The sequence below is a fragment of the Marinobacter sp. L-80 genome, assembly GCF_056859395.1.
Map to the genome: position 1 here is coordinate 1 of NZ_JBSXOI010000076.1, position 11,962 is coordinate 11,962.

At 53.1% G+C, this 11,962-nt stretch carries 10 protein-coding genes and 1 pseudogene; 1 reads left to right on the top strand and 10 read right to left on the bottom strand.

What is annotated here, in order from left to right; all coding sequences use genetic code 11:
- Positions 1-12: 12 nt before the first annotated feature.
- Complete coding sequence (locus tag AC13E3_RS18645; RefSeq protein WP_482901970.1) at positions 13-135, top strand: hypothetical protein; 123 nt, start codon at positions 13-15, stop codon at positions 133-135.
- Positions 136-402: 267 nt separating this feature from the next.
- On the opposite strand, the gene AC13E3_RS18650 is transcribed toward AC13E3_RS18645, so the two are convergent.
- The 10 genes and pseudogenes from AC13E3_RS18650 to AC13E3_RS18695 form a co-directional block, all read right to left on the bottom strand.
- Entirely contained in the window at positions 403-2,580 is a 2,178-nt protein-coding gene (locus tag AC13E3_RS18650) for an AAA family ATPase (protein ID WP_127332575.1), read from the bottom strand.
- Positions 2,573-3,013 carry a VPA1267 family protein gene (locus AC13E3_RS18655; protein ID WP_127332576.1) on the bottom strand — a complete coding sequence of 147 codons (441 nt, stop codon included), beginning with the start codon at positions 3,011-3,013 and terminating at the stop codon, positions 2,573-2,575. The genes AC13E3_RS18650 and AC13E3_RS18655 overlap by 8 nt, the downstream gene beginning before the upstream one ends.
- On the bottom strand, positions 3,006-3,641 hold the full coding sequence (gene gmtX, locus AC13E3_RS18660; protein WP_127332577.1) for a gamma-mobile-trio protein GmtX: 636 nt from the start codon (positions 3,639-3,641) through the stop codon (positions 3,006-3,008). Before gmtX ends, AC13E3_RS18655 begins: the two co-directional genes overlap by 8 nt.
- The gene (gene gmtZ, locus AC13E3_RS18665) at positions 3,634-6,921 is read right to left on the bottom strand and encodes a gamma-mobile-trio integrase GmtZ (RefSeq protein ID WP_138437834.1); all 3,288 of its coding nucleotides are present in this window, start codon (positions 6,919-6,921) and stop codon (positions 3,634-3,636) included. The genes gmtX and gmtZ overlap by 8 nt, the downstream gene beginning before the upstream one ends.
- The gene (gene gmtY, locus AC13E3_RS18670) at positions 6,911-8,326 is read right to left on the bottom strand and encodes a gamma-mobile-trio recombinase GmtY (protein ID WP_323053715.1); all 1,416 of its coding nucleotides are present in this window, start codon (positions 8,324-8,326) and stop codon (positions 6,911-6,913) included. The genes gmtZ and gmtY overlap by 11 nt, the downstream gene beginning before the upstream one ends.
- A 90-nt stretch (positions 8,327-8,416) precedes the next feature.
- Positions 8,417-8,533 (bottom strand): annotated as a pseudogene (locus AC13E3_RS18675) (radical SAM protein); the annotation flags it as partial.
- Positions 8,534-8,578: 45 nt separating this feature from the next.
- On the bottom strand, positions 8,579-9,028 hold the full coding sequence (locus tag AC13E3_RS18680) for a SixA phosphatase family protein (RefSeq protein ID WP_053115346.1): 450 nt from the start codon (positions 9,026-9,028) through the stop codon (positions 8,579-8,581).
- A 42-nt stretch (positions 9,029-9,070) separates the two neighbouring features.
- On the bottom strand, positions 9,071-10,138 hold the full coding sequence (locus AC13E3_RS18685) for an NAD(P)H-dependent glycerol-3-phosphate dehydrogenase (RefSeq protein ID WP_008171642.1): 1,068 nt from the start codon (positions 10,136-10,138) through the stop codon (positions 9,071-9,073).
- Between the two features lie 60 nt (positions 10,139-10,198).
- Positions 10,199-10,690 carry an STAS domain-containing protein gene (locus AC13E3_RS18690; RefSeq protein WP_008171643.1) on the bottom strand — a complete coding sequence of 164 codons (492 nt, stop codon included), beginning with the start codon at positions 10,688-10,690 and terminating at the stop codon, positions 10,199-10,201.
- 14 nt (positions 10,691-10,704) lie between these two features.
- On the bottom strand, positions 10,705-11,913 hold the full coding sequence (locus AC13E3_RS18695; protein ID WP_008171644.1) for a PP2C family protein-serine/threonine phosphatase: 1,209 nt from the start codon (positions 11,911-11,913) through the stop codon (positions 10,705-10,707).
- Between the last annotated feature and the right edge of the window lie 49 nt (positions 11,914-11,962).

Genomic DNA, 11,962 nt, shown 5'->3' on the forward strand with positions numbered 1-11,962 from the left:
TCGGGGAGCGATATCAGGACGGTTCAGGAAATTCTTGGGCATAGCGACATTCGAACGACAGAAATCTACACGCATGTCATTGGCGATCGACGTGCTGGAACCGTCAGCCCTTTTGATCGTTTGCCAAGTTCTTGATGGGGCGTTGCTTACCCGTTTAAGGGGCGTAAAGCCTGGAATTGGGAGTGCGGCGAATGTTCGCTTTTGTTTAGAAACAAACGTTTTGGATCGCTTCAAGTGCTTTCATGAACACAATTTGATGAACAGGAACAGGGCTCTGCCTTCTCGCCGCAAGCGGCGATTCACCAGAGGTATTTAAGGACCAGGGATGATCCGCTAAGCTGGAAATGCGGCACAGCCTGAGGCCCCATTGGCCGCGACCGGCGATGAGGGGGTAGTGCTCTGTCAGACAACCCCCGAATCCCTTTTCCTCTCTGTCAGTAGTTCTCTCAAAAAACTCGCTCGCCGATTCGCATGGCTTTCCGCTTTTGTTATTACCTCGAAATCGCTAACTTGCCCAACAATATGGATTTCTGCCTCGGCGCGGGTAATCGCGGTGTAAAGCCATGCTCGGTCGGAAATGCGGCCCTTCTGTACTACCACGATAATTCTTGGGAACTGGCTACCCTGAGCCTTGTGGAGCGTGATCGCATAGCCAAGTTCCATGCAGTCGAACACATCCTCGGTGATGTCTATCTCCTCTCCGGTATCCAGAGTTACGACACCAAATGTCTCCTGGTCGCCTTGAAAAGCGCGGTCTGCTGAGGATAGGACACCAAGAGATCCGTTCTGGATGCCGACAGTATAGTTGTTCCTAGTGAATAGGATCGGGTCGCCTACCCTCAGATCAATAAAGAAATCATCCCCATGCAGCTTGAACTCCAGCCTCTGGCCGCCTGGATTGATTAGCCGTTGACATTCCAGGTTTAACTCGCCAACCAGGGCCTTCGTTGCACCGATAATCTGGGTATTGTGAGCGGATTCGGCATACAGGGTCTTGCACTTATCGACTACACGCTCCGGAGGCGTCTCGTGGAACGTGATTGCACCAAATGATAACGATGGAGGAACATCGCCCCGGTTGATGGTGGCAGAGTATTCAGGGATACCCGTTGAGCCTTCCTGACGCTTCACGATATTCAGCTCAACATTGGCAACTGCGCCAGATTCGATTATGTCTGAGAGGACTTTGCCACAGCCTATGGGCGGCAGTTGGTTTGGGTCGCCCGTCAGAATAATACGTACCGACGGATCAAGGTGCGTGACGATCCGGTACATGGTCGGCAGGTCGATCATGCTGCTTTCGTCGATAACCAAGAGGTGCTTGGGCTGAACCAGAGAGGGTGAGATCGGCTCCTCCCGCAACATGCGAGCAATCGTCATGGTGAAAAAACCGATGCTTTCGTGCAGTCGCATGGCAGCCCGCCCAGACAACGCCACGGCGTGTATTTCATAGCCCAGTGCGGCGTAAGCCTTTAATACGGTCCGAAGCACCGTGGTTTTTCCAGTACCGGCACCGCCCGTAATGCAGGACACACCGTTGGTGAGACTGGATTCAACCGCCTCCAGTTGATGCTCAGTAAGATCGTAAGGCAACTCCCGGGCGGCTTCGGTCAGTGCTTTGAAAACGGATTCATCTTCGTCCGTGATGGTTGCCAGTGTTTTGAGCCGCTTGGCGACCACCGATTCCATTATTATCTGTGCAGTCGGGTGATAGGTGCCGGTCTGTGGCCTGAGAATGAACTGGCCATTGAGATAGCCATTGGCAAAGACCTCGGCAACCAGGTCTTTATCGCCCAGAAGCTTTATGATCTCGGGCCTTAAAACTTGATGCGTTGCGTAGGTGTGACCTTTTTCGACCTGCCTGCGGATTGCGCTTTCCAGGGCAGCTGCGAGCCTCACCGGAGCTGATTTCTCAAAGCCCAATTGCTCGGACATCGTATCGATGTCGGCGAACGGCATCCCAAAGCCCAGCAGAGCCCAGGGATTGGCTTTTAGGATATCGACAGTGCGCTCATCGTGATATTTGAGAATACGCTGCTGAATACGCAGCGGAATGCCCAGTGAAGCGAGCCAGTTCGCGTGTGCGAGATTCCGATACTTGGCGTAGCCGTTATACAGGGCTTCAATTGATGCGTCGCTCAGAACGTCTCTAAGACACTCTCTGTGCTCTTCCGTGTCCGTTTGGAGCAACGAGTGCAGGTCGCTCCCGAAGGCTTCCCAGAGGGCGCGAGCTTTCGACTCACCAATTCCAGTGAAGGCTTTCTCGGTAGCGATGAAGCGAATGAGCGCTTCACCCGTTTCCGGCAGCGTGCATTCCATCTCAGCCGGATCGTTATACAGATGCTGCTGAAGCTCATAATCGCCCGCCTGGACGGCCTCAAGGGCCCGCTGGCCGCGAACCCGCCACTGCTGCCCCACCGAAGGCTGGATCGGTAGAGACTGGTTTTCGCATCGGATGCTGACAATGTATTTGCCCGAATTGATTTTGTAACTGTCGGCTTTGATGGGGATGCCTGTGAAGATCGTATACTTTGAGCCACTGTGTTGGCAGCTGGTAACACGAAAATAGTCTTCATGCATCGGGCGCTACCCCGAACTCGGTTAGTACCTCCGATAGCTCGCCGTAACGTTTGAGCTTGGCTTCGAGGGTTGCCACACGAGCTTTCAGCTCGATGTTTTCCTGCTCCAGTGCCGAGAGACGCCGGGACTCCAAAGCTTTCTGGTTGACCGTGGGATCATAGCGTTTAGGTTGAGACCTCTGAACCGAAGCCTCCTGAGTAAGTGGTGGCAGTACACCCCGCTCACGTAGACCTTGCTCTAACGTTTCCAGTGCGTCCTTGATGGCTGGATTCTGACGCAGAGCGCTTTTGCCGATGCCAATGGCTTTCGCTAGCTCGCCACGGTTTAACTGGCCCCGGTGAACGATTTGCTCAAAATCCTCGTCCGTTTGCGTGGCCGCCCAGCGTTGGAAGCCAACGAGGTTCTGGCGAGCTTTCTCTTGTCCATTAGACATGCTTTAAACTCAGCACTTTTTCAATGATGTCAACGAAGCCATTACGGAAGATCACCTTGCCGTTTTGGTCCTTGATACTTCCACGTTCCCCTCGAACCCAACCCTGTCGCATCAGGAACTCATCAGAAATCGCTTCCTTCAGTGCGTCCAACTCATGACTCAGGAAATTTGGAAGTTGTGATTCAACCGCAACTTCCGAACCGGAACGGCAGTCAATTTCCAGCTTTTTAATCGACGCAAACCCTTTATTTTCGGCTCTCAGGTGACGCACTTGCGCAATCAAATCGAGGACAAGGTAACGGTGAGTCGGGTTTCCCAGATCATCCACCCAATCATATTTCCCAGACGGCGTCATGCGACCTTTGATTTCTTTTTTCTTCTGATCGCCAAGCGCCTGCCATGCTTCAATCAAAGCTCGATACGGTTCGCCCGTTTTATTCCGGATCGTTTGAGCACTCGGAACCCCACGGTTATCGCCGAGCTTGGCAATCGTTGCGATTCTAAAATCAACGGCACCCGAGCTATGATGCTCCTGACAGACCTCATGCAGTGCTTCCAGGGATTTTCTTGAGCGAGCGCTTTTTAGTTGGCTCAGTACCGCCTCGTAGACTTCGTTTGGATCACTCATGGCAGCTCTCGATTCCTAACGCGAATTTCAGAGACCCATTCATGACCGATTCGATCTCTTTGCGTATGTCAGCGAATCTCAATGGTTCAGCCAGGTCTTCCAGCGAGATTTGACCGTTCACCAACCTGTCAGCAAGGTGCCAGTCATTCCCTGTTTCCTTCATAAGCAATTGAACAACCTGGTTGGCAGCCTTGAGCTGTTGGTCTTCGGTTAGCCTGAACATTGCCGGAGCGATCCCATTGGTGTCAGCAAGTTTATCTAACATCTGACTGAGCAAAGGCTGTGCTCTGGACGCACTCGCGCTTTCGTAGATTTCGGCGTTCGCGCAAACTTCAGCCAATAGCCTGAAATCGCTTTGCTGCTCTTCCAGATGCATGCCCATTTCCACGTAATTTTCGCTGACAATCAATTGCTGTTTATCCGTCTCAGTTTTGCTCAAGAGTGCCGTAGATTGAGTGATGAGCCGGTATAAGTGCTGGAGGTCGCACGCCAGCATGTCGAGTTTTTTGGCTTTTTCTTCGTAAGCAGCAGTGACTTTTTTGAGTTTTCTTGCGTTCCCAAACACCTTGCCTGCACTCTCGGCATCGTACCGCTCGTCATCGAACGCCTGCCTTTGTTCCTCCAGCTCGTGGTATTCCTTGCGGATGACGTTAATTTCGAGAATGACTTCGTTGGCGATGGCCGATAAGCCCCCAAGGAAAGCTGGGCCCGTGATGAAGAACCGGCATCGGGGGCAGTTTCTCGTTCCCAGATAGCCACTGGGAACCGGCGCGTAAAAAGCCTCGGCCTTCCGCTCGACCAATGGTTCACCACCTTCGTCACACTTGGCTCCGCCCACGGGACAAATTCCGATACTCATCAATTGAAAGGCGGCGGCCGGCCAGTCCGAATTCAAACACTGATCCAGAGTGGTTCGATCTGTGGCAATGAGCTCTGGTCGAGCCTCATCAATCTTCTTCTGGATGATGAGGTCCTGGTAGCGGTCCAGACTTTGTTCGATCGCCCGTTTCTCGGCAGCAGCCAACTCCTTTCGCATCAGGCTATGGCCAACTTTCGTGTAGTAAATTGTCATTACGAGTGACGCATGGCCAACCAACTTTGAGATCACAGTGATGGGCATTCCCCCATCGACAATGTACGCCGTAATCAGGCTGACCCGCAGAGCGTGGGGGGTAAATTGGCTCTTGTACTCCACACTGTTCTTTTTCTCAATTTTCTCAGCGAGGTCTTCCCCTAGTTTCTGGCTATAGAATAGCAACGCAGGCAAGGTGCGTGCGAAGGCGGTTGTCGTGAACATGGGCGAAACTTTGTCTTCGCAAGCCAACGAAGCCGGATCGCGAAACAAAAACGCCTGCGTCCCCCTTCTCTTGAGGATGTCCTTGTTAGTTTTTTGTCGAAGTTTGATTGCAGTCCAAGGGGTTAACCTTTCGATTGGGTTGTACTTGGCTTGCCATTCCCGTAATTGGATCACCCAGTAGGCCAGGTCATCGGGCATATAGGGCACGCTGTAGCCCCCGAGTTTCTTTCCGGTTTTGTTCGTCGTGATGTAGGAACTCAGTTCCCCGTCTTCGCCTCTTCGCAGGAAGCCCTGGTTGCGCTTCGGAGTGGCAAGATGACTGGTATTTTTGACCCATCGAACCTCACCGTCGTGCCAGACAGGAATGATCTCGTCGCCCTCGCCACTGTCCAGCCAACAGATTTGCTGCCCGCGCAGCGGCATCGACAACAACATGTAGTTCGCCACAACCTTGACCGGCGACCAGAGTTCGACGGCCTCCTCAAAATACCGCTCACCATCCGACTTTCTACGATCCTTAGTCACGGTCCGATAAATGCAGTTTGGATCGGTCTCATCAATTAATTCGGGATCGCACTCAAACCAGCAGTCCTCCAAAAAGCAATGTAACTGATGCAGATCGCGGAAAGATTTGATCTCCGAAGGAATCAGATGCTTTCTGGCGCGGACGATAGAGTCCATTGGGAGCGGCGGTTTGTTGGACTCGCTGCGTCTTATGGTTGGCAACTGGTCCAAGTAGCCTTTGAGAACGGTCCGCAATGGGTTGCGATATCCTGGCAAGAGAAGCAGCACGCCCTCATCGTCCTCATCGGAACAATAGGTGTCTAAAGCCCAGTCAAAGAAATCCGCACAAATGTTGTGCCTTGTCCTTTTTTGGGTATCTCCCGTCGACTGGACGAACGCCTCATAAATGCGTTCGTTGAACGGTATGTCCTTCGACAGCATGGCGCCGGGATTGTCAGGTAGGTTTTGCTTCGCAACAACGTCTTTTAAGAAGGCTCTTAACTGATAGTATTTAGTGTTTTGGTTGGTCCCTGCTTCCACATATCTCTGGATTGCTTCCCAGAACCTCGGATAAACGGTGAGTAATTCTGGATCGAACGCGCTTTCGTTTCCCAAAAAGCTAAACCAGCCTACCCACTCATCGGCGTACACCTGGTCGGGGCGACCCGGCAGCTTGGGGTCGTTCCGATACCCCGCCTGGTATTTATTTATACTTTTGAAACCTTGCGCCTGCGCGGCCTGAGACGCTTCGGCCAAGGTGGCATATTTCTCAGCCGGACGCTCTGTTCCCAAAAACTCGCACCAGTCCACCCACTCATCCGGGTAGGACTGCTGGGGAAGGTGCGGAAGCTTTGGATCGTCCCGGTACCCCGCCCGATATTCTTTCGAACTCTTGAAACCTAGCGCCCTCGCGGCCTGTGACGCTTCGGCCACGGTGGCGTATTTCTCAACCGGACGCTCTGTTCCCAAAAACTCGTACCAGCCCACCCACTCATCGGGGTAGGACTGCTGGGGAGTGCGCGAGAGCTTGGGATCGTCTCGATACCCCGTGTTGTATTCTTTCTGGCTCTTGAAACCTAGCGCCCGCGCGGCCTCTGATGCTTCGGCCAGGGTGGAGTATTTCTCAACCGGACGCTCTGTACCCAAAAACTCGTACCAGCCCACCCACTCATTGGGGTAGGACTGTTCGGGGCTACTCGGCAGTTTGGGGTCATCTTTATACCCCATGTAGTATTCTTTCTGACTCATCAAACCCAGCGCCCGTGCGGCCGCTGACGCTTCGTCGAGGGTAATGTATTTTTGTTGTGCATTACGGAGAAAATGAGGCCAGCTTACCCACTCATCTGGGTAGGCTTTGTCCGGCATTCTTCGCAGCCTGTCGTCTTCCTTATAGCCCTTTTGGTATTCTGCCGCCGTCTTAAAACCCAACTTCTGCGCGGCCTCGCACGCTTCGGCGTAGGTGGCGTATTTAGTCGTCATGTGAAATTCCCTTCGAAATGGCAGATATCGAGTGCTGTTCGGGTGAGAGCCTCTTCAAGTGCGCTCGCATCTGTTTCTCGGACAGTTCGGTGTATACTTGCTGACTTTCTATCGATTTATGATGGAGAGCATTTTTAATGATCAGGGAGCTGGATTTGGCGTCAGACAACGCCTGCCCGTATGAGTGACGATGGGCATGGGCCGTCGTTCCAGCTTCTTTTGAGAATGGCAGGCCGATTCGTTCTACTGCTCTTTTGAGCGACTGGTTGTAGCCTTTGATCGAGTGAGGAGCCCCAGTGCGTGTTGTAAACGCAAACGGATGATTGTCATCGTCCGAATACCGCTGATAGGTCAGGTAAAGCCGCCATAACTCATTGAAGGTTTCGCCCGCAGATTGTGGAAACCACCAAACCTGTAAGAAGTGCCTATTTTCATTGTCTTCTTTCGGATCTTTCCAGCCCGCATGCAGGGTGTGGGATTTCGGGTACTCGAATCGCGGCTTTAGGCCGAACCGCTGACGCAGTTCTTCTCGCCTGCTTGGGCTGTTCTGACCGACTTTTCCTTTGTCGGGGTGAAAGACTTTTACAAGCGCCGTTCCATCTTCCCAGGGGATAATGTCTTCTACCCAAAGGTGAAAGCATTCGCTAAGGCGCAGCCCTCCATAGTGCATCAGCATCGTGATCAGTACATTTTTTAGGTCGAGCCGCTCATGAATCCTATCGCTGGTCTCGAAGCCGTATCGAACGAATCCATCCCAAAGCAAATCATCAATCCGTCCTTCCGGAAAACTTTTCTTGCTTTCGGTACCCTTAGAGCCAGAAACCTTCCTGGGCATGACATATCGAGAATAAGAGGGATCCGGATTGTTTGCCCAAAGATGGGATAAAAAGGCACGGCGCTTTTTCTGATAGTGGGCTGCCAACCCCATCCATTCCTCGTAACGAGTTGGTTTGACCTTCGGGTTTATCTGGAATTTTTTTTCTTCGTGTTGGCGAGCCAACCAGTCGGTGTAACTTGTAATGAGCTTGATCAAAAAGGCCGCATCGTTATCTGAGCGTGGTTTCCAGCGCAACCAACTGGGGTCATTACCGTCCTCGCCAATCGTTCCCGTGTAAAGGCTGTTGGAAAACTCTCGAAAAAGTTCATAAGGTTTATCGAAGCAGCCCTCATTTTGCTTCGTGTAATCGATCAAAAGCCGGACTGCGAAGGCGCTTCTGTCTTTCCAACTCCGTGACTTATTCCGATGGACGATCAAATAGTCCAGATAACTTCTCAGCAGGCCATCGTGCGTCACGATTACCGGAAGACTGACCTGGAGTCCGGTGTTATCCATTCTGATGTTCGCTTCCACACAAACACTATTAAGCACATTTTTCTCGTATTTGTAGTATATTTTTAATAGCACTATAGTGTGCTTAAAGAAAAAAAGAAAGTGCGGATTAGGAGCTATTGGGGATTTTTAAGGGGTTTTTAGTACAGAAATTTAATTCTACTAATCGCAAAACGTGCACTTATTCCAGGAGCAGCCGTTGGTGACCGGCAGGATCAGTGACTTGGCTTCACTGGGAGGCCGGAAGACCGGCTCCACGTAGTCGATTGGAAAGCTGTACATAGTCGGGCTCGGATTTGAGGATTCAGAAATTACTTACTGGCGATATCAGGGCAGAAACTGGGCTTTCAAGTCAGCGCAACCGGGGCCGACTACTGGCATATCCAGCATGACGGCCTGGGAGGTCATGAACGGAATGCCCCGGCGGTGTGCGTCAACCAGAAGCGTGGCAAGCCCTCCCACCAGGGGCATGTGGGAAACGATCAACAGGGGTGATTCGTGATGCTCAATCAATGCATCAAGGCAGGCTGCCGGGTCGTCGTCCGGAGTGATAAACATCTTTTCTTCAACGGGACAATTGAGAATTTCGGAGACGATCGCCGCCGTTTGCCTGGCACGCACATAGGGGCTGCTCCAGACCAGCTTCGGGCGCCAGGGCGACTCCGCGATGCGAGCGGCAACCTCAGCCACGCCAAGCCGCCCGGCCTCTGTCAGTTCACGTTCCTGATCCAGCGTATGCCAGCCAGCTTCCCCATGGCGCATGATGAGCAGTTGCAAGGGCTCTCTCCTTTCCGGCCTGGTCCCGGTTCAGCGGGCCTGTTACTGGCTGATGGTCCGCGGCAGTATAAATTCTACGTCGGAATTCTGGACCGACATCATGAGGCTATTGATGACCGCCTTGATTGAAGCGTTGTCATAGAGGATCTCGTAAAGCCCACGAACCAGTGGCATATAGATCCCGATGGCCTCGGCTTTTTGCTTGACGAGCTTCAGGGTATAGATGCCCTCGGCCACCTGCCCGAGCTCCGCCACGGCATCGTCCAGTTTCTGGCCCTGGCCAACGGCGTAACCCACTCGAAAGTTCCGGCTCTTGGATGAGGTGCAAGTCACGATCAGATCACCGACACCCGCCAGCCCCATGAATGTCATTGGGTTGGCGCCAAGGCTGACGGCAAACCGACTCATCTCTGCAAGACCGCGGGTAATCAGCATGGCCTTGGCGTTCTCACCCATTTCAAGGGCGGAGGCAAGACCTGCAACAATCGCATAGATGTTCTTCAGTGCCCCGGCGAGTTCCACGCCATACACATCCACGTTCGCGTAAACGCGAAAATACTCGCACCCAAGGAGGTCCTGAACCGAGCGGCGTACATCCGGATCCTTGGCGGCAATAACAGTGGCGGTCAGATCCCGGTTTACGATTTCACCAGCCAGGTTGGGGCCACTGAGCACACCAGTACGACAACGAGGGATCTCTTCCTGCAGAATCTCGCTCATCAGTTTGAAGCCGTGCTCTTCAATCCCCTTGGTGAGGCTGATGACAATTTGCTCGTCGCGGAATTTGTCGCTGTTCTCGCGGATAACGGCCCGAAAGGCTTTGCTCGGAATGGCAACAAAGACGATCTCGGCCTTGCTGACAGCGTCCGCCAGGTCTGTGGTGGGCTGAATGTCACCGGTCAGCTCAATGCCTGGCATGTAGCGGCTATTGATTCGGGTGCTGCGGATCTCTTCGGCCTGGGCTTTGCCACGCATCCAGAAATGAACACGGTGACCGTTTTCACCCAGCACCTTGGCCATGGCAGTACCAAAACTGCCACCGCCCAGAACCGCCACATCATGTACTGGCGCGGCTGCCTCAGTGTTCCGGGGCGTCGATTGTTCAGACATAGTTCTTCCGTTCTGTCAGATCAGGTGTGATACCGGCCATGTCGCACCAGGGTGGCGCAGTTAACCGGGCTCTTCACATTCCAGAGCGCGCACCAGATTCTTGAATTCTTCCCTGTTTCGGCTGTTCAGGCCCATCAGCACTTTATGGGCATCAAGAACCTTGTCTCGAACCTGTTGTTCGCTGGCCCTGAGTACAGGAATCTCTTCAAGCTCTTCAATTCGGGACGCGGGTTCTCGCACAATAATAAAGATCTTGTCGAAACCCATGGAAGTGATAATGCGGGTAATATCGGGATTGGTCGAAATAAGTGTGGGCAGGAAGTTGCTCTGTTTCTGGGCCGCCATGGCGATCTTGGCAAGCAGTCCGAGTGTGGTGCTGTCGATAATCTCGGTCTCGGTCAGGTCGATCACCACGGTCTTGAACTCCGGGTCCTGGGTGATGGACTCAACCAGATTGTCCAGCGTCGAACACAGGTTCAGCCGGATTTCCCCAATAAACTTCAGGACATAGATGCCCTGTTTTTCAGCTTGCAGGATCTTGTAACCAGCCATGTTTCACACTGCCACTAATTCGACGGGGTGTTATCTGATCCGTTAATGGTATCAGTTACCGATACGATAGCGATATCGTCCGGCAGCTCTGTGATCTGTTCCAGATGCAGAGCCTCGTTCAGAGAGGCGATAGTGTGACGACCTCCCGATACGAGTTCAAGTAGTGTCCGCTCCTTTTCATCCAGTCCCTTTTCCCGGATAACTTCCAGAATTCCATCCGAAAACAGGGTCAGATGAAACGGTTTGTTCAGGGGAACCTCATACACTTCCCATTCCGGCGTCTCAAACAGCCCTACCGGAAGCCCGCTTCCCTCGAGAAACGCAGCCTCCCCACCTTCAAAGGACAGGATAGGCATCGGGAAATGGGCGCCGACTGCATAATTCAATTTACGTTCGCTCAGGGAAATAATGCCAACGAATACGGTTACGTGTTTACCGAGGCCGGTATCCAGCAACTCGGAATTGATGCGTTCCAGGAATCGGTCCGGGTACAGGATATCTTCACTGGAGCCCCGGCGAAGGTTTCGCTGCAAGCGGTTGGTCAGGTTCTTCAGCAATACGGTTACAAACGCGGAACTGGCGCCATGGCCGGAGACATCGGCGATGTACACCAGAACCTTGTCGTCGGAAATACGGAAGTAATCCAGAAAATCACCGCTCAGGTAGAGCGATGGCTTGATCATGTGGTCCACGTGCAGGCCACTCATCACCTGTTCGTGCTCCGGAAGCATCCGTAACTGGACCTTTCGGCCGGCACGCTGGTCTGCCCGCAGCTCGGCGATGCCGTCCCGCAGGTCACGATTTGCCTCTTCAAGCTCCTGCCGGTAAAGCTGATTCAGCCGGTTGACCCGGACCCGGTCGAACAATTTCCCGATAACGTCGTCCAGTGCGCCCTTGTCGTCGTTGCAGGGTTTGAGGACAAAATCCGCCGCCCCGGCCCTGAGGGCGCTGACCACATCGGCGCTGGACTCGCTGGACGAACAGGCGACGATCGGCGTGAATGTTTCGGCTTCTTCCAGGCGATTGGCGAGATCCCGGATGGACTCCGGAGGCAGGTCTGCAAAGATGACATCGGGAATGTTATCGTCAAAAAGCGCCTTGGCGCTGGCGAGATCCCGGTAGCCGGTCACGTAGAACCCCCTCGCTTCAAGGTAACGGGCGAGATCCGTACGGGCCTTTTCATCGGCGTCTATTATAAGTATGCGCTCGGTGCGCGAGGTCATGGCGACTGCCCTAAACTACCAGCGATAAACGATAAATTGGCTTGATTAA